Origin of the sequence: Kitasatospora sp. NPDC001309 (assembly GCF_042896295.1) — a bacterium.
Classification (GTDB): Bacteria; Actinomycetota; Actinomycetes; order Streptomycetales; family Streptomycetaceae; genus Kitasatospora.
Genome location: NZ_JBIAXC010000003.1, coordinates 232152 through 249919, shown reverse-complemented (window position 1 = coordinate 249919; position 17768 = coordinate 232152). Strand labels below are relative to the sequence as shown.

The window sequence follows — 17768 nt, the reverse complement described above, 5'->3', positions numbered from 1 at the left end:
TCCCGTCGGCCGCCCCGGGATCCCCATAGGCGCGAAAACGCGATCTGCGGCAAGCTCGGAGCGGTGGTGCCGAGCGGAGACCGAGAGGCGGCGGGCATGACGGAAGCGACGATACGGGCCAACGAGACGACGGTGCCGGTGATGCCGTGCGTTTCGGTGGAGGAGACGCTGGAGTTCTACCGGGCACTGGGGTTCGAGGTCACCTTCCAGCAGACCCGGCCCTACCTCTACCTGGCACTGGAGTGGAGCGGTTTCGCCCTGCACTTCGGAACACCGCCGAAGAACACCGACCCGGGCCAGGAGGAGGTGGGAGGCTGCCTGATCCTGGTCGACGATGTCGCGCCCTACCACGCCGAGTTCAGCAGAGCCCTGCGCGCCGCCTACGGGAAGGTCCCGGCCAAGGGCAGGCCGCGCATCACCCGGTTCCGGCCGGGGGCAAGCCGGTTCACCATGGTCGACCCGTCCGGGAACTCGGTCATCTTCATCCAGCGGGACGAACCCGCAGGGCTGGAGTACGGCGGCTCGAAGGAGCTCACCGGGCTGGCCAGGGCCCTCGACAACGCCCGGATCCTCAGCGAGTTCAAGAACGACGACCGCGCCGCCCTGCGGGTCCTCACCACCGCCCTGCGTAGGCACGGGCCCACCGCACCGCCCGTGGACACGGCCCGGACGCTCACCACGCTGATCGAGCTCGCCACTGCGTTGGACGAGACCGAAGGCGTCGACGGATGGCGTCAACGATTGAACGCCCTCGACCTCACCGACGCCGAACGTGGCCGGGCGGGCATGCCCTGAGGTTCCGCCGTCCGCCCGGCCGTCGTGGGAACCGATGGGCGGCCGGTGCGGGCGGGTAGCTTGTGACGGGGTCACCCGGCGCCGGAGAGCGGCGAGTTCCCGAGCAGACGGAGGTTGGGCACGGTGGCGACGTACGTACTGATCCACGGCGCGGCGGCGGACGCGTGGTACTGGGGGCCGCTGGCCGCCGAGTTGCGCGGCCGGGGCCACGAGGTGATCGCACCGGACCTGCCGTGCGGGGACGAGTCGGCCGGGCTCGGCGCGTACGCGGACGCGGTGGTCGGGGCGATCGGAGGCCGGACCGAACTCGTCGTCGTGGCGCACTCGTTCGGCGGTTTCACCGGGCCGCTGGTGTGCGCGCGGGTGCCGGTGGACCTGCTGGTCATGCTCCAGGCCCAGATCCCGGCCCCGGGCGAGACGCCGGGCGCGTGGTGGGACACCACCGGGTACGGCGGGGCCCGGCAGGAGGCCGACCGGCGGCGGGGCGTCCCCGAGGGCACCGAGGAGGACCCGGTCACCCTCTACCTGCACGACACCCCGGCGGAGCTCGCGGCCGAGCTGATGACGCATCACCAACAACCGCAAGCAGCTGCGCCGTTCGGCGACCCGTGGCCGCTGGACGCCTGGCCGCAGGTGCCGACCGAGGTCCTGCTGTCGGCCGGTGACCGGTTCTTCCCGGTGGAGTTCATGCGGCGGCTGGCCGTCGAGCGGCTCGGCATCGAGCCGGACGAGATGCCCGGCGACCACCTGCCGATGCTCGGCCACCCGGAGGAACTGGCCGAGCGCCTGGAGGCGTACCGCGCCGCGCTGTAGCGGCCCTGGCACGCGGGAGGAACGGGAAGTCGGCAGCGTCGACTTCCCACTCCTCGCGGTTCACGGGTGCGAGTTGCCGGGAGTCCGGCTATGGCCGGGTTCAGGTGGCATCGGGGGGCGGCGGCATCGGCTGACCCATCCAGGTGAAACACCGTGACCACTCGGGCCGACACCTCCCGAGCTGCGGCCGAACCGCACCGCCGCCCACCTAGCTTCGCGGCTGAGCGGGCCCGACCGAACGGGCTCGCGACTACCTAGATCTAGGAGTGAGCAGCAGTGCGCATCACCCACAAGGCCGTCGCGATCCTCGCGGCGGCCGTCTCCTTCTCCGGCCTCACCGTCCTCAACTCCGGGACCGCCACGGCCGCCGTCCCGGTCACCGCCTCCCTCCAGGCCCAGAGCGACAGCACCAACCTGGACGAGTACCTCGGCGCCACCATGCTGACCCGGGACCCCGGCCTCACCTACCAGACCTGGACCCTCACGCCGCTCGGCGACGGCAGCTACACCGTCAAGGGCAACCACTACGGCAAGTGCCTCGTGAGCAACGGCCTCGGGGCGAACGTCACCCAGCAGGCCTGCAACGCGAACGACCTCGCCCAGCGGTGGTACCTCGACCCCGGCGTGAACGGCACCGCCATCGCGAGCGCGAAGTACCTGGGCACCGCCCTCCAGGCGAACGGCCTGGACCGGCCCGCCACCACCGAGTTGGCGCTCGGCACCTCGGACCAGAAGTGGACCGCCTACGTGAAGTGACGCCCCCGCAGGCACCGGCCCGCCGCTAACCAGCGGCGGGCCGGTGCCGTACCGTCGAGCCGACCGCGCCATCCCACCAACCGGGGGGACCACATGAGCAGCGAACCGACCTGGTTCAAGAGCAGCCACAGCGGCAACGAGGGCGGCGAATGCGTCGAGATTCCCTGGCGCAAGAGCACCCACAGCAGTAACGAAGGCGGCGAGTGCGTCGAGGTCGCCGAAACCACCACCGCCGTCCTGGTCCGCGACTCCAAGGACAGGAGCGGCCCCTACCTCAGCTTCACCCCAGCCGCCTGGCAGTCCTTCCTCACCCTCGCGACCGCCGCTGCTGCGCTGTCCCAGTGAAACGTCGGAACCAGTTGGCCTACCCTCATCGAGTCGTCCACAAACGACTTCCCTCGCACCCCTAGTTTCGCGGCCGGGCGGGCCCACCCCGGGCTCGCCGACCCCTCGAACTAGGAGAAGCAGTGCGCATCACCCAGAAGGCCGTCGCCACCCTCGTGGCGACCGCCTCCCTCACCGGCGGCGCCGTCCTGAACTGCGACACGGCCACCGCCGCCGTCCCGGTCACCGCTTCCCTCCAGGTGCAGAGCGACAGCACCAACCTGGACGAGTACCTCGGCAGCGACGTCTGGACCCGCGACGCCGCGCTCACCTGGCAGATCTGGACGTTCTCGCCGCTGGGTGACGGCAGCTACACCATCAAGGGCAACCACTGGGGCAAGTGCATCGCCGCCAAGGGTCCCGGCAAGCCCGTCACCCAGAAGGCCTGCAACCCGAGCGACCTGGCCCAGCGCTGGATCGTGGAGCCGAGCGTGGACGCCACCGCCATCGCCAGCGCGAAGTACCAGGACTACGTCCTCCAGGCCAACGGGGCGGACCAGCCCGTCACCACCGAGTTGTCGATCGGCACCTCGAACCAGCAGTGGACCACCTACGAGAAGTAACGATTCACCCGGCCCCGGCCAGCCGCGCCCACCGGCAGGCCGGCGCCATCGCGCTCAGCCCCGTCGCGTCCAGAAGTTCCGCGCCTCCTCCCGCTGCGCGGCCACCCCCGGCACGACGGCGAGGGCCTCGGCGTACCGGCTCTGCCGCACCAGCAGGCCCGCCAGGTCCCGCGCGGCCGGACTCCCCCATCAGCCATCACCGGTTGGACCGGAGCCAGAACTCGTCTTTCTCCGCGTGGAATTCGGGACTTCGTCCCACGGTGAGCTCCAACGCCCGCTCGTGCAGGCCGTGTTCGGCCAGCAGAAGCAGCACTGGCTGGAGCAGGTTCCCGTCGTGAAGGTTGTCGAAGGTGTGCGCCACCGCCGCCACCGCGTCCTCGAACCGGCCCTGGCGCACGAGGAGTTCCAGCAGCGCGTTCTCGTAGTGCCCCGCGTAGGTCGAGGTGGCGATCCGGCCGCGCAGGTACGCCTCCGCCTCCCCGGGGCTGCCCGCCTCCTCCAAGCCCCGCACGTACGGGCGCAGCGCGGCGAAGGTGTCCGTGCCGGCGTGTTCGCGCAACTCGTCGATCCGCCGGCCCGGACCAGCACCTCGGCGTAGTCCCGCCAGGCCCGGGCCTCGTCGAACCCGTCCCCGGCCGGCTCGGCGGGGCAGGCCAGCTCCAGCGCCCGCCCGATCCGCCCCCACCGCAGCAGGACGTCCGCGCCCACCCGTACCGCGGGCTGCCACCCGGTCGCCGCGAACGGCTCGACGACCTCCCAGGCCCGCCCGAACTCCCCGGCCGCGCACAGTTCCCGCACCACGCCCTCGGCGCAGCACCAGTCCCCGCGCTCCCGCGCCGCCGCCGCCACCAGCTCCGTACAGCCCCGTTCGAGCAGGGCCGCCACGAGCTCCCGCGGTACGCCGCCGTGGTGGCTCAGCTGCCACTGAAGATCATCAACGTTCACCGGCGCACCCTAGGAGGCGCCACGGACAGCCCCTGGCTACCGGCCCCGGCTGCCTGCTTCCCGGCCGCCCGTCAGGCCAGGGCCGGGTGGATCAGCCGGCCGTGGTGGATCAGGGAGGCGGCCTGCTTGAGGCGGCGCACGCGGACGCTGATCTCGTAGCCGCGGACGCCCTCGATGCGGGCGAGGCGGGTGCTCAGGTAGCGGTAGAAGTCCGGGGTGTCCTTGCAGAACACGACGGCCATGATGTTGTGCCGGCCGCTGACGGCCGCGGCGAAGGCGACCTCGTCGTGCCGGCTGATCTCCTCGCCGATGCGGTGCAGCCCGGACAGGTCGACCTGGAGCCAGAGGGTGGCGTTGAGTTCGTAGCCGAGCCGCTCCGGCATGGTGTCGATGTCGAAGACCAGCGAGCCGGAGGACTCCAGGGCCTCCATCCGGCGGGCGACGCGGGGCTTGGACCAGCCGGTGACCTCGGCGAGGCGGGTGTGGGAGGCGCGGCCGTCCTCGGCCAGGGCGGCCAGCAGGGGGAGGTCCTCGTCGGTCGGGGTGAGCGGGGGGCCGACGGGGGCGGGACGCTCCCCGGCGAGCCGGCGGACCTGCTCCTCGGTGAGGGAGCCCTCGCCGCCGGTCCAGCCGCCCGCGCGCTCGGGGCCGAAGGGGTGGATGAGCAGGTCGACGCTCATGTCGAGGACGGAGGCCGCCTTGGGGAGCTGCCGCAGCAGGACGTCGTCGCGGCCGGTGCCGGCCGGTGAGCGGATGATGCAGTTGATCTCCGAACCGCCGGAGGCGATGCCGACGTAGGCGACGTCGGGCCTGCGGGCGAGGGAGTCGGCGAGCGGCCCCACGGCGTCGGGTCGGCAGCGCAGGCGGGCGATCCACTCGGCCCGGCCGTGGGCGGCGGCGGAGCTCAGGCCGACGACGCGCAGGACCCCGCTGCGGCGCAGCGCGGTGTAGCGGCGCGCCACGGTCTGCTCGGACACCCCGATGACCTCGGCGAGGCGGCGGAAGGGGACCCGCGGGCCGTAGTGGAGTCCGTGGATGATCGTGCGGTCCAGGGCGTCGGGCATGGCGGAATCATCACACAGTCGGCACCGGAATGGATGTTCCGGAACGTCCTCCGAGATCGTTCGGGGATCCCGAACCCGCCGGGGTGAAGCTGGTCGGCGACTCCGCACCCTCCGCACCCTCCGCACCCGAAGGACGACCTCCGTGAACTCCGCAACGATGCAAGGCCCCAGGACCGGACGGGGCGTCACCCTCGTCATGGCCTGCCTGGGCGTCTTCGTCGCCTACCTGCCCGTGACCACCGTGTCGGTCAGCCTGCCCGCGATCCAGCGGGCGCTCGGCGCCACCACGGCCCAACTGTCCTGGGTGTCGGACGCGTTCGTGCTGCCGATGGCCGCGCTGATCCTGACCACCGGCGTGGTCGGCGACGTCCACGGCCGCAAGCGGGTGTTCCAGGCGGGCATGGCGCTGTGCGCGGTGGGCGCGGCGGTCTCGCTGGGCTCCGGCTCCGTCCAGGTGCTGTGGGCCGGGCAGGCCGCCTCCGGCCTCGGCGCGGCGGCGCTGCTGCCGACCACGCTGGCGCTGATCAGCCACGCGGTGCCCGACCACCGGGAGCGCGGGAGGTTCATCGGGCTGTGGGCGATGTCCATGCTGGCCTCGCTGGCCGTGGGTCCGCTGATCGCGGGCGTGCTGCTGGACCACGTCGCCTGGCGCTGGATCTTCCTGCTGCCCGTCCCGGTGTCGCTGGTCGTGCTGGCCGTCGCCGCGTTCCTGCTGCCCGACTCGCGCGCCCCGCACGGCCGTCGGCTCGACTGGCCGGGACAGATCAGCGCGGCCGTGGCCGTCACCGCCGTGGTCTACGGCGTCATCGAGGGCGGCGCGAACGGCTTCGGCGAGCCCGCCACGGTGGCCGCCCTGGTGCTGGGTGCGCTCGCCGCGGTCGTCTTCGTCGCCGTGGAGCGGCGCAGCGCGAGTCCGATGATCGACCCCGCCCTGTTCCGCAGCCCGGCCTTCACCGCCACCTCGCTGGTCGCCATGATCAGTTTCCTAGGTCTGATCGGCTTCTTCTTCGCGCTCAGCCTGTACTTCGGCCTGGTGCAGCACCTGACCACCCTCCAGGCGGCCCTGCGGATGGTCATGGTGACCGGGGCGTCGCTGGCCGCCAGCCTGCCCGTCGGGCGCCTGATGCACCGGGTGTCCGCCCGGGTCCTGATCACCTCCGGCCTGGTCGTCACGGCGGGCTCGCTGCTGTCGCTGACGAACCTCGACGCCCACACCTCCTTCGGCTCGATCGCCTGGCGGCTGCTGCTGCTCGGGCTCGGCCTGGGCGCCGTGCTCACCCCGATGACCGCCACCGCCGTCTCCGCCGTCCCGCACCACCTGGCGGGCATGGCCGCGGCCGGCAACAACGCCTTCCGCCAGGTCGGCGGCGCGCTCGGCCCGGCCGTGCTCGGCGCCCTGCTGACCACCAGGGCCGTGGACGCCCTGCCCGGCCGGCTCACGGACGCCGGGGTACCGGCCGCGACCGCCGGCCACGTCGTCGACGTCGCCCGCGAGCAGGGCCTCGGCGCCGTCGCCGGACTGGACCTCGGCCCGGCCACCGGCCAGGCCCTGACGGCGCTCAGCGGCTCCTTCCTGGACGGCCTGCGGCTCTGCCTGATCGTCGCGGCCTCGCTCGCCCTGCTGGCCGCCCTCGCCTGCGCCGTCCTGCTCCGCCCGGCGCCGCCCCGGACCCCGGCGCCGCGCACCGCCCCGGCCACCGACCGGGAGCCGGTGCCCGCGCCCTGACGCCGCCCGATCCCCCAGCATCACCACCTTCGCCACCGGCAGCCCTTCGGGTTGTCGGTGGCACATGTGAGGAAGGGTGTGCACCAACTGGTCTGCGGGACGGGGAACTGCTGTGGGGTGGATCGGGACCGAGACGTCGGCACCGGCCGCGAGGGGCTGGGCGGGCACGCTGCCCGAGCGTGAGGACGTGCGCCCGGTCGTGGCCGCGATACCGCGGGTGGTCAAGGACGACCTGCGCTACGACGCGGTGCCCTGGGCCCGGTTCGACCACGCCTACGGCTCGGCCCAGGACGTCCCCGCCCTGCTGGAGACCGTCCGCCTGGGTGACGCGAGGGCCTCCGAGGGAGCCCTCGCCACGCTGTGGAACCGCCTCGCCCACCAGGGCGGCACCTCCACGGCCGGCGCCCTGGCCGTCCCCTTCCTGCTGCGCGTCGCCTTCGCGCACCCCCGGCACCGCGCTTCGCTGGTGCGGCTGACGGCGTCGGTGGCCCACCGGATGCCGTGGGGCGACGGGACGCGTGGCGGCCTGCTGCGCGTCGGCCTCCCGGCGGACCGGCCCCGGTACGAGCAGGACGGCAGCCTGGCCAACCGGTCGATCGAGGCGGCCCGTTCGGCCGTGGCCGCGGACGCGGCGCTGCTGCTCCACCTGCTGGACGACCCGGACCCGGAGGTCCGCCACGCCGTCGCCCAGGCCGCAGCGGTCGTGCCGCCCCCGGCGCCCGTGGTCGCGGCCGTGCTGCACGGGCGCCTCGCCGTCGAGGAGGACCCGGCAGTGCGCGCCTCCCTCGTCCTGGCGCTCGGTCAACTCGCCTGGGAGACGCGTGATCCGGCCACCACCGCGCTCCTGCACGCCTGGTGGCGGGACGAGGCCCGCCCGCCGGAGGTCCGGGTCGGCGCCGCCCTCGCCTGGCTCTGCCTGACCGACGACCCGATACCCGCCGACCTCGACGCCTTCCTCGACACCGCCGTCACCGACGACCTGGTGGAACTCCTCGCCGCCGTCCCCTGGCTGGACGCCGTCGAGGACCTCGACGAGAGGAACGGGCTGTTGGTCTGCCTGCACCAGATGCGCCATCCTGAGGACTTCGCCTGGCTCGCCGACTGACCCGAGCGGCCGGGACCACCGCTGGGGAGGAACGACGGCATGTACGCATCCGAACAGGCCTGGCGCGAGGTCGACGCCTACTTCGTCGACACCCTCGTCCCCGAGGACGAGGCGCTGGTGCACGCCCGGCGGTCCGGCGGGGCGACGACGATGCCGCAGGCCGAGGTCGCGGCGAACCAGGGGAAGCTGCTGGCCCTGTTGTGCGGGATGAGCGGCGCCCGGCGGGTGCTGGAGTTCGGCACGCTGGCCGGGTACAGCACGATCTGGCTGGCCCGCGCCGTCGGCGGGGACGGCCACGTCACCACCCTGGAGCTGGAGCCGCAGAACGCCGCGGTCGCGGCCGACAACCTGCGCCGGGCGGGCGTCGCCGAGCGGGTCGACCTCCGCACCGGCCCCGCGCTCAAGTCGGCCGAGCAGCTGGTCGAGGCCGGCACCGAGCCGTACGACTTCGTCTTCATCGACGCCGACAAGCCCAGCAACCCGGCCTACTTGAAGGCCTCCCTGGCGCTGACCCGCCCCGGCAGCGTGATCGTCATCGACAACGTGGTGCGCAACGGCGCCGTCACGGACCCGGACAGCGACGACGACCGGGTCCGGGGCGTGCGCACCGTCCTCGCGGACATCGCCGCGGACGACCGCCTGGAGGCCACGGCGCTCCAGACGGTCGGCGCCAAGGGCTGGGACGGCTTCACCGTCGTCCGCCGGGTGCGGTAACCGGACGCGGTGCCCGGTGCGGTGCCCGACGGAGGGAGGGGTCGGGGGGCGGGGTCAGAGGGCGGGCACGATCATCGCCGTGAACGGGACGGTGGCCGCCAGGCGCTCCTCCAGCAGGCCCCGGTAGGCGTCCGACGCGTAAGCGGCGTGGGCCTGTTCGGCGTCGGCGAAGCGCAGCACGACGGTGTGGCTGCCACCGGGCGGGCGACCGCCCTCGCCCAGGTGGACCGTCCGGTCGGTGCTGGCGACCAGCTCCGCGGGGCCCAGCAGGACGGCGGCGGCGCCCTGGCGGTAGGCCTCCAGGCGCTCGGGGTCGGTGACGTCGTAGTTCAGGATGAGCAGGGCGGGCACGTCGGCTCCTCGTCAACTCTGCGAAGGGGCCGGCCCGGTGGACGGCCCGTACCCCAGTGTCCCCGTCGCGGACGGCGCCCTGCGGGCGGGGTCCGGCGGGCCGCGCCCGGGTACCAGGCCGCCCCCAACGCGACGGGGCAGGGCCACCGGAGGGTCTCCGGTGGCCCTGCCCCAGCAAGGTGCGCCGCTCAGGAAGCGCTCCGCAGGCGTCAGTTCATGAAGGTGACGTCCCAGTGGCTGCCCTCGTTGGCGAAGATGTTGCCGGAGGGGGCGGTCCACAGGTCGGCGCCGTCGCCGCGGGTGCCGCTGTGCGAGAAGTTGCCGTGGATGTAGTTGGTGATGCAGCTCGTGATGCCGAAGTCCAGCTTGTAGCCGGTGCCGTGGCTGTAGGTGCCGCTGGCGTGGCCGGCCTCGGTGCCACCGGTGATGTTCACCGCGCAGTTGCTGGCCCGCTTGAAGTTGACGGCGCCGTCGGCCGAGGCGCGGCGCAGGCCGTCGAAGGAGGTGCAGCTGCTGTTGTTGCGGTCCGAGCAGCCGCCCGAGGACGACCAGGTGATGCCGGCGGACGAGAAGATCGAGGCGGCCTGCGACTGGGTGAGCTTGTCACCGCTGCCGCCGCCGGAACCGCCGGTGCTGCCGCCACCGCCGAGCAGGGCGCCCCAGGTCGCCGGGCCGACGATGCCGTCGACCGGGTTCAGGCCGGCGCTCTGCTGGAAGGCGCGCACCTTGCCGTCGGTGCCGGGGCCGAAGGCACCGTCGACGGCGAGGCCGGCGCCGTGGGCGTTCAGCTGGACCTGGAGGGCCTTGACGGCGTCGCCGTTGTCGCCGTTGCGGACGGTGACGATCAGCTTGGACCAGGTGTCGCCGCCGACGATGCCGTCGACCGGGTTCAGGCCGGCGGACTGCTGGAAGGCCTTGACCTTGCCCTCGGTGCCGGGGCCGAAGTCGCCGTCGACGCCGGTCGCGAAGCCGCGGGCGGACAGCAGGTACTGGACGGTGGTGACGTTGTCACCGCGGTCACCGCTGCGGACCAGCGGCCAGCTCGCGGCCTGGGCGGCCGGAGCGACGAGCACGGCCGCGAGCAGCGCGGCGAACATCGCGGCGACGATGGCCGAGATGCGTTTCATGACGGTTCCTCACTGACTGACTGAGCGCGGAGCGCAGGAGAGGGGATCGGCGGCGCCGGACGGCCGTCGGCCGCGACCGGCCGCCGTGGGGAGACGCTAGGAGGCGCCGACGGCGTCCCGCTAGCGCTTCCCCGTCCCTGGGACGCCGTCCGCCCCCGGGACCGGTCTGCGGCCCGGGTGCCCCCGGCGTCCCGGGCGTCCCAGGGACGCGCCGCACGGCGACGGCCCACCGCCGGGACGGCGGTGGGCCGTTGCGAGCCCGGCTACCGGCCGTCAGCCGTCGGCCGCCGCGCTCGGCTCCGACGGCGGCACCACGGCCGTCGCCGCGCCGCCGGTGACCCGCAGCAGCTCCTGGTACGTCATCGGCACCACGGTGTGCGGGTGCCCGGCCGCCGCCCACAGCACCTCGTACTGCCGCAGCGCGGTGTCGACGACGGTCCGCAGCGGCGCCGGGTGCCCGGTGGGGGCGACGCCGCCGATGGCCTGGCCGGTGGCCTCGCGGACCTGGTCGGCGGAGGCCCGGGTGATCCGGCCCGCGCCCAACTCCGCCGCCAGGTGGGCGGTGTCGACCCGGTGGGCGCCGCTGGTCATCACCAGCAGGGGTTCGCCGTCGCAGGTGAACACCAGGCTGTTGGCGATCGCCCCGACCTCGCAGCCGAGGGCGGCGGCGGCCTCGGCCGCCGTGCGGGCGGAGTCGGGCAGGACGAGGATCTCACCGGTGACGCCGGCGGCCGCCAGTGCCTCGGCGACCGCGACGCTTCGTGCGGGAAGGGGTGAACTCATCGCCCCATCATGCCTTTCCGCGTCCGGAAGCCACCCCGGACGCCATCCCGGACGCCGTTCCGGACGCCGCGCGGGCGGCGGCGCGGGCGGCGGCACTGAGCACCGCCCGTACGCCGGCCGTGAGCACCGAGGCGTCGCGTCCGACGCCCCAGACCACCGCGCCGTCGCCCGCCCGGGCCTCGACGTAGGCGATCGCGTCCGGGCTGCCCCCGACCTTGTGCTCGGTGAAGGAGAGCACCTCCACCCCCACCGCGTCCGCGACGGCGTCCACCGGCCCGGCGCCGCGGCCCGGGCGGCCGTCCACCTCGGCCCGGCCGCCGTCGACCCGCCAGGCGCGGGCGGCACCGGCGTCCAGGTACTCGCCCCGGAACAGCGCGTACAGCTCCTCGCCGGTCACCTCCCGCCCGCTGTCGTCGGCGGCCTCCTGGACGACCCGGGCGAACTCGATCTGCAGCCGCCGGGGCAGCTCCAGTCCGCCGGCGCTCTGCAGCAGGTAGGCGATGCCGCCCTTGCCGGACTGGCTGTTGACCCGGATCACCGCCTCGTAGTCGCGCCCGAGGTCGGCCGGGTCGATCGGCAGGTACGGCACCGACCAGGGCGCCTCCCGTTCGGGCAGGCCGAGTTCGGCGGCGGTCCGCGCGTGCCGGGCGAAGCCCTTCTTGATGGCGTCCTGGTGGGTGCCGGAGAAGGCGGTGTGCACCAGGTCCCCCGCGTAGGGGTGGCGTTCGTGCACGGGCAGCCGGTTGCAGTGTTCGACGGTGCGGCGGATCGTGTCGATGTCGGACAGGTCGAGCATCGGGTCGACGCCCTGGGTGTGCAGGTTGAGCGCCAGGGTGACCAGGTCGACGTTGCCGGTGCGCTCGCCGTTGCCGAACAGGCAGCCCTCGACCCGCTGGGCGCCGGCCAGCACGGCCAGTTCGGCGCAGGCGACGCCGGTGCCCCGGTCGTTGTGGGGGTGGACGGAGAGGATCACGCTGTCGCGCCGGGCCAGGTGGCGGTCGAGGTACTCGATCTGGTCGGCGTAGACGTTGGGGGTGGCGATCTCGACGGTGGCCGGCAGGTTGTGGACCACCGGCCGGTCGGGACTCGCGTCCCACAGCTCGGTCAGGCCGTTGCAGACCTCCAGCACGTAGTCCGGTTCGGTCAGGTTGAACACCTCGGGCGAGAACTGGAACCGCACGCCGTCCCGGTCGCCCCCGAGCCGGGCCATCCGTTCGGCGGCGGCGGTGATCAGCGCCCGCAGCTCGGCCCGGTCCTTGCCGAGGACGACGTCCCGCCACAGCGGGGCGGTGGCGGTGTAGAGGTGGACGAGGACGCGCGGCAGGCCCTCGACGGCCTCGAAGGTGCGGTCGATCAGGTCGGCCCGGGCGGCGGTGAAGACGACCACGGTGACGTCCTCCGGCACCGCCCCGGGCGTCTCGGCGAGCCGGCGCACGAACGCGAAGTCGGTGCGGCTGGCGGAGGGGTAGCCGACCTCGATCTCCTTGAAGCCCATGGCCAGGAAGAGGTCGAACATCCGCTGCTTGCGCGCCGGGTCCATCGGCTCGGCGAGCGCCTGGTTGCCGTCGCGCAGGTCGACGGGCACCCAGAGCGGGGCCCGCTCGGTCCGGCGGCCGGGCCAGCGGCGCAGCAGGGCGGGCACCTGGACCCGCTCGTGGGCGGGGCGGTAGCGGTGGGAGGGCATGGCGCCGCCGCGCTGGGGGTTCCAGGCGGGGGCGTCGGCCGGGGTGGGGCCGGCGGGGGCGTGCAGGGTCGGGAATCGCATCGGGCGTCCTCGGGGGTCCTCGACTCGGGTGCCGGAGCCGGGCAGCGGGATCGGATCATCGGGGATCGGGATCACGATCGGATCATCGGGATCGCGCCCGGATCATCGGGATCGGATCGGGATCGGATTCCCGCGCTCTGGTTCCGGGGACCGGCAGGACGGCGCCCCGCAGCGGGGTGCCGGTCAGGTCACGCCCCGCTGCGGCCACCAAGAAGGAGAGCGCTCCACGGCTGCATGCCGGGTAGGGTAACCATGACCGAAGTCCTCAGACAACCTGACAGGTGACGACGATGCCCCCGCTCCGCCCCTCCCACCTCGCCGCCCAGGCCGCCGAACTGATCGAGCGGCGGATCCGGTCGGGCGAGTGGCCGGTCGGCGGCCGGCTGCCCGGCGAGGTCGCGCTCGCCAAGGAGCTGGGCGTCGGCCGCTCCACCGTCCGGGAGGCGCTGCGCACCCTCGCCGCGGCCGGGATGGTGCGCGCCCGCCAGGGCGCCGGGGTGTTCGTAACGTCCGACCGCCCGACCGCCGGGGACTGGGCCACCCGGCTGCGGGCCGCCGAGCTGGCGCACGTCTACGAGGTGCGGACGATGGTCGAGGTGCAGGCCGCCCGACTGGCCGCCGAGCGCCGCACGGAGACCGACCTGGCCGCCGTGGACGCCGCACTGGCCGCACGCCTGGCGGCCGGCGGCGCGGACGACGCGGTCTTCGTGGACGCCGACATCGCGCTGCACACGGCGATCGTCGCCGCCGCCCACAACCCCGTCCTGGACGACCTCTTCGCCCAGTTCGCGCCGGTGCTGCGGGAGCACCTGGTGGCCCTGGTCGGACTGTTCGGTCTACGCGAGGGGGATCCGAACCAGGGGTACGACTCGCACGCGGAGCTGGTGCGGGCGCTGCACGAGGGCGATCCGGCGGCGGCGGGGCGGGTGCTGGCGGCGGAGCTGGAGTCGACGCGCTCGCGGCTGCTCAGCCCGCACTGAACCCAGCGGCGGGCGGCCCCGTTGAACCCACCGGCGGATGCTCCCCTCGAAGTCACCGGCGGGCGGCCCTCGCTGAACCCACCGGAGGGCGCGGGCCGTCTTCCGGAGGGGGCGTCACACAGTTTTCACACCGCGGCCACCCAACGGCCCGGAGTGGGGACGACACTGTGTCAGGCAGGAGCAAACCCGGCTGCTTCGGACACAGACGGTCAACGCGGGGGTGACATTGTGTCCGGCTGGTGCACAAGCACCACGCAGGTGGCACACGGGCTTTCACTCCAATCACACGATATGGCTAGTATCGCTTCGTCAAAAGCCCGTGCCCGGACGGCCCGCCCCTCACCGGCCGGCCGCCAGTCCCAAGGAGTCTGCTCTGCGCGCGCGTGCGAATCGGCGGCCCCCGACGCCGAAGACCCCCCGCAGGCGTCCACGCCTGTCCCTGCGGACGGCGCTGCTCGTCCTGGCCGTCGTCCCCAGCCTGGCCCTGGTCGCTCTCTGGGCGGTGACCAGCGGTGAGACCGTCTTCGACTTCCAGCGCCAGGCCGCCCAGGGCATGCTCGCCCAGAAGGCCGGCCAGCCGTCCAACATCGTCTACTACAACCTCCAGGAGGAGCGCCGGCTCAGCGCCGAGGCGCTCGCCCGGCCCGGCAGCAACGCCGACCAGCTGCGCCACCAGCGGCAGCTGACCGACGACGCGGTGCGCCAGTTCCAGGCGCTGTCCGGCGAGACCGCCGACAACGCCCCCGACGACGTCCGCACCGCCGTCGCCGAAGCCCGGCAGGCCATGGGCAAACTGGCCGAGGAACGGGCCGCCGTCGACAAGGGCGCCCTCGACCAGCAGGCCGTCTTCACGTACTACACCGACCTCATCGCCGTCGACCTGCGGCTGTTCACCGCGCTCAGCCACGTCGACGCGGGCGAGGTCACCTGGGTGTCCAAGACCCTGGTCAACTCCTTCTGGGCCAAGGAGATGCTGGCCCGCGAGGACGCCGTCCTGGCCCGCGGCTGGCCCACCGGCCGGCTCAGCACCGCCGACTACCAGCAGGTCCAGCAGCTGATCGGCGCCCAGGACCACCTGTTCACCGTCCAGGTCGTCCCGTACGTCCCGGACGGCGAGGCCGCCGCCTGGCACGACCTGATGAACAGCCCCGCCTGGCAGGCCAAGACCGCCGTCGAGCAGCAGCTCACCCGGCCCACCGCCGCCGAGTCCAACGGCACCGTCAAACTGCCCGCCGCCCAGGACCAGTGGCGCCAGGCCGTCGACCAGCTCAACCCCCAGCTGGTCAAGGCCATCGAGGCCCGCACCGGCGCCATCGTCGAGGTCGGCAAGGGCACCATCCTCGGCCTGCTCACCCGCGTCGTGCTGACCGCCGTGGTCGGCCTGATCACCGTCATCGCGGTGGTCATCGCCTCCTGGCGGCTCAGCCGCTCGCTGCGCCGCCGCATCAAGGAACTCCACACCCAGGCCGAGGAGATGGAGCGCACCCTGCCCGAGGTGGTCGACCGCCTCGGCCGCGGCGAACAGGTCGACACCGAGGCCGCGAGCCGCGCCGTCACCACCGGCGAGCACGGCAACGGCACCGACGAACTCGCCCGCCTCGGCCAGGCCCTCAACCTGGCCCGCTCCGCCGCCCTGGAGGCCGCCGTCCGGCAGGCCGACCAGCACCGCGGCTTCGAACGGCTGCTCCAGCGCATCGCCCGCCGCACCCAGCTGCTGATCGGGCGCCAGCTGCGCAAGCTCGACGAACTGGAGCGCAAGCACGAGGACCCGGAGGTCCTGGAGGGCCTGTTCGACCTCGACCACCTCACCGCCCGCCTGCGCCGCTACGAGGAGAACCTCGTCATCATGGCCGGCGGCCAGCCCCAGCGGCGCTGGCGCAAGCCCGTCCCGCTGCTGGACGTGCTGCGCTCCGCCCAGGGCGAGGTGCAGGACTACCGGCGGATCATGATCGACGTCGAGGGCCACCCCTGGCTCTCCGAACGGGCCGTCGGGCCGGTCGCCCACGTGCTCGCCGAGCTGATGGAGAACGCCACCACCTTCTCCAAGCCGCCCACCCCGGTCGAGGTCCGGGCCGCCATGGTCGGCCGCGGCCTCGCGGTCGAGATCGAGGACCGCGGCCTCGGCATGGACCCGGAACAGTACGACGCGGCCAACGAGCTGATGAGCCGCCCGCCGCGCACCGACGTGCTCGCCCGGGCCGACGACATCCGGCTCGGCTTCCACGTCGTCGCCCGGCTCGCCTCGCTCACCGGACTCAGGATCGAGTTCCGGCCGTCCGCCTTCGGCGGCACCAGGGTGGTCGTGCTCGTCCCCGACGAGCTGGTCATCGACGGCGACGCCGGACTCCCGGACGCCGCCCCCGTCGAACCCATCCCGCTGGTCCGGCGCTCCCGCCGGGCGGTGCGCTCCGCCTCCGACGAGGCGGCCCAGCCGACCGTCGCGGTCGGGCCGCCGGTCGCACCGGTGGACTCCTTCGAGCAGCTGCCGGTCGGGGTCGGCGGGGTCGGCCTCGGGGCCGGCGTCGGCGCACCGGTCGCGACCGTCGCTCCGGCGCGGTGCGTCGCGCCGGCCTTCCAGGAGCCGGGGCCGCTGGAAGCCCCGCTCCCGGAACCACCGTTCTCGGAAGCGGCATTCCCGGAAGCGGCATTCCCGGAAGCGCCGTTCCCGGAGGCCCCGTTCCCGGCGCAGTCCCATCAGCAGGCGTCGCCGCAGCCGTACGAGCAGGCGCCGTCGTACGAGCAGCCGATCCAGCACAGCTCCCCCGTCGACCCGGCCCCGGCCTACGCCGCCGCACCGGCCGGGGCGCAGCCCGCCACCGGCACCGCCACCCCCGCGCCGGAGGCCCCCGCCTACCCGGACATCGCCTACGCCCGGGTCACCGAGGCCGAGGCCCCGTACGCCGACGAGCAGTACCGCCCGGCCGACCACTACCGGCTGGCCGAGCGGCGCCGGCACCGCGAGTACCCCTCCGCCGTGCCGGTGAGCCAGGTCGAGGGCGGCCAGCCGCCGCTGCCCCAGCGCGTCCGCCAGGCCAGCCTGGCCGCCGAGCTGCGGGTGCCCCCGCCGACCCGGCAGGAGTGGGTCGACCCGGCGGCCGGGCTGCCCGGCGCCGGGCAGCCCGCCGCCGCCCCGTCCGGGCACCCCCAGGGCGCCGAGCGTCCCGAGCACCCCGAGCGCGCCGAACGGCCCGTCCGCCGTTCCGGCGCCACCATCGGCGCCTTCCAGCGGCAGTCCCGCGCCGCCCGCTCCCAGGACAGCGGCGAACACCCGCTGCCCGCCCGCCCCACCCCGCCGGCTCCCCCCGCTCCGCCCGCCGGTCCCCCCGCCCCCGCGTCGGCGCCCTCCCCCTGGGCCCTGCCGGCCGCGGACCCCCGAACCACACGAACGGATGACCAGTGATGAACCGCACGATCGCCACCCACCAGGACCTGGACTGGCTGCTGGACGGACTCGTCGACTCGGTGCCCGGGACCCGCAACGCCGTCCTGCTCTCCGACGACGGCCTCGTGGTCAGCCACTCCCGCACCATCGAGCGCGCCGACGCCGAGCGCCTCGCCGCCGTGGCCACCGGCCAGCAGTCGCTCGCCCGGGGCGTCGGCCAGCTCTTCGACGGCGGGCCGGTACACCAGGTGATCGTCGAGCTCGCCGAGTGCTGGCTGTTCGTCATCGCCGCCGCCCAGGGCACCCACCTGGCCGTGGTCGCCTCCCAGGAGGTCGACGCCGAGGTGATGTCCGTCGCCATGCACACCCTGGTGCAGCAGGTCGGCCAGAAGCTCACCACCCCGGCCCGCGCCGAGGGCGCCCCCGCGTCCTTCGACGTCTTCGCCTCCCGGACCCGGGGCTGACCGGGGTGGGGCCGCACACCGGCGAGGAGGACCCGCGGGCCCGCGGCCGGA

17 protein-coding genes and 1 pseudogene are annotated in these 17768 nt (G+C 74.0%); 11 read left to right on the top strand and 7 right to left on the bottom strand.

Annotated features, from left to right (window positions below; all coding sequences use genetic code 11):
* The first annotated feature begins 96 nt into the window (after window positions 1–96).
* The 5 genes from ACFY2K_RS05010 (at window position 97) to ACFY2K_RS04990 (ending at window position 3311) form a co-directional block, all read left to right on the top strand.
* Window positions 97–795: a glyoxalase gene (locus tag ACFY2K_RS05010; protein WP_380642697.1), complete on the top strand. Its 699-nt coding sequence runs from the start codon at window positions 97–99 to the stop codon at window positions 793–795.
* 123 nt (window positions 796–918) lie between these two features.
* On the top strand, window positions 919–1608 hold the full coding sequence (locus tag ACFY2K_RS05005) for an alpha/beta fold hydrolase (protein ID WP_380642695.1): 690 nt from the start codon (window positions 919–921) through the stop codon (window positions 1606–1608).
* A 276-nt stretch (window positions 1609–1884) separates the two neighbouring features.
* Complete coding sequence (locus ACFY2K_RS05000) at window positions 1885–2364, top strand: RICIN domain-containing protein (RefSeq protein ID WP_380395790.1); 480 nt, start codon at window positions 1885–1887, stop codon at window positions 2362–2364.
* A gap of 93 nt (window positions 2365–2457) precedes the next feature.
* Window positions 2458–2709: a DUF397 domain-containing protein gene (locus tag ACFY2K_RS04995; protein ID WP_387709633.1), complete on the top strand. Its 252-nt coding sequence runs from the start codon at window positions 2458–2460 to the stop codon at window positions 2707–2709.
* A 122-nt stretch (window positions 2710–2831) separates the two neighbouring features.
* Window positions 2832–3311: an RICIN domain-containing protein gene (locus tag ACFY2K_RS04990; RefSeq protein ID WP_387709631.1), complete on the top strand. Its 480-nt coding sequence runs from the start codon at window positions 2832–2834 to the stop codon at window positions 3309–3311.
* 196 nt (window positions 3312–3507) lie between these two features.
* Here the strand turns inward: ACFY2K_RS04990 and ACFY2K_RS04985 are convergent, their stop codons facing one another.
* Entirely contained in the window at window positions 3508–3870 is a 363-nt protein-coding gene (locus ACFY2K_RS04985) for a hypothetical protein (protein WP_387709629.1), read from the bottom strand.
* 457 nt (window positions 3871–4327) lie between these two features.
* Entirely contained in the window at window positions 4328–5320 is a 993-nt protein-coding gene (locus ACFY2K_RS04980) for an Lrp/AsnC family transcriptional regulator (RefSeq protein ID WP_387709628.1), read from the bottom strand.
* A gap of 157 nt (window positions 5321–5477) precedes the next feature.
* Between ACFY2K_RS04980 and ACFY2K_RS04975 the strand changes: the two genes are divergently transcribed.
* From ACFY2K_RS04975 to ACFY2K_RS04965, 3 genes are all read left to right on the top strand, one after another.
* On the top strand, window positions 5478–7046 hold the full coding sequence (locus ACFY2K_RS04975) for an MFS transporter (protein ID WP_387709727.1): 1569 nt from the start codon (window positions 5478–5480) through the stop codon (window positions 7044–7046).
* Between the two features lie 199 nt (window positions 7047–7245).
* Entirely contained in the window at window positions 7246–8151 is a 906-nt protein-coding gene (locus tag ACFY2K_RS04970; protein WP_387709626.1) for a HEAT repeat domain-containing protein, read from the top strand.
* Window positions 8152–8190: 39 nt separating this feature from the next.
* Window positions 8191–8865 (top strand): O-methyltransferase, encoded by a 675-nt coding sequence (locus tag ACFY2K_RS04965; protein ID WP_380642689.1) that lies wholly within the window; start codon window positions 8191–8193, stop codon window positions 8863–8865.
* Between the two features lie 54 nt (window positions 8866–8919).
* On the opposite strand, the gene ACFY2K_RS04960 is transcribed toward ACFY2K_RS04965, so the two are convergent.
* The 5 genes and pseudogenes from ACFY2K_RS04960 to ACFY2K_RS04940 form a co-directional block, all read right to left on the bottom strand.
* On the bottom strand, window positions 8920–9216 hold the full coding sequence (locus ACFY2K_RS04960; protein WP_375892109.1) for a DUF1330 domain-containing protein: 297 nt from the start codon (window positions 9214–9216) through the stop codon (window positions 8920–8922).
* 209 nt (window positions 9217–9425) lie between these two features.
* Window positions 9426–9914, bottom strand: a complete 489-nt coding sequence (locus ACFY2K_RS04955; RefSeq protein WP_375892119.1) for a peptidoglycan-binding protein — start codon at window positions 9912–9914, stop codon at window positions 9426–9428.
* Window positions 9915–9926: 12 nt separating this feature from the next.
* Window positions 9927–10313 (bottom strand): annotated as a pseudogene (locus ACFY2K_RS04950) (peptidoglycan-binding protein); the annotation flags it as partial.
* Between the two features lie 303 nt (window positions 10314–10616).
* Window positions 10617–11126 carry a YbaK/EbsC family protein gene (locus ACFY2K_RS04945; RefSeq protein WP_380523101.1) on the bottom strand — a complete coding sequence of 170 codons (510 nt, stop codon included), beginning with the start codon at window positions 11124–11126 and terminating at the stop codon, window positions 10617–10619.
* A 7-nt stretch (window positions 11127–11133) separates the two neighbouring features.
* Window positions 11134–12891 carry a 2-isopropylmalate synthase gene (locus tag ACFY2K_RS04940; protein ID WP_387709624.1) on the bottom strand — a complete coding sequence of 586 codons (1758 nt, stop codon included), beginning with the start codon at window positions 12889–12891 and terminating at the stop codon, window positions 11134–11136.
* 290 nt (window positions 12892–13181) lie between these two features.
* Here ACFY2K_RS04940 and ACFY2K_RS04935 point away from each other — a divergent pair, with 290 nt between their 5' ends.
* The 3 genes from ACFY2K_RS04935 to ACFY2K_RS04925 all read left to right on the top strand — a co-directional run bounded on the left by ACFY2K_RS04935 (window position 13182) and on the right by ACFY2K_RS04925 (window position 17717).
* A complete protein-coding gene (locus ACFY2K_RS04935) occupies window positions 13182–13871 on the top strand; it encodes a FadR/GntR family transcriptional regulator (RefSeq protein WP_380523166.1) in 690 nt (229 codons plus the stop codon).
* A 502-nt stretch (window positions 13872–14373) separates the two neighbouring features.
* Complete coding sequence (locus ACFY2K_RS04930; RefSeq protein WP_387709622.1) at window positions 14374–17271, top strand: nitrate- and nitrite sensing domain-containing protein; 2898 nt, start codon at window positions 14374–14376, stop codon at window positions 17269–17271.
* Window positions 17271–17717, top strand: a complete 447-nt coding sequence (locus ACFY2K_RS04925; protein WP_375895420.1) for a roadblock/LC7 domain-containing protein — start codon at window positions 17271–17273, stop codon at window positions 17715–17717. Before ACFY2K_RS04930 ends, ACFY2K_RS04925 begins: the two co-directional genes overlap by 1 nt.
* The last annotated feature ends 51 nt before the right edge of the window (window positions 17718–17768 follow it).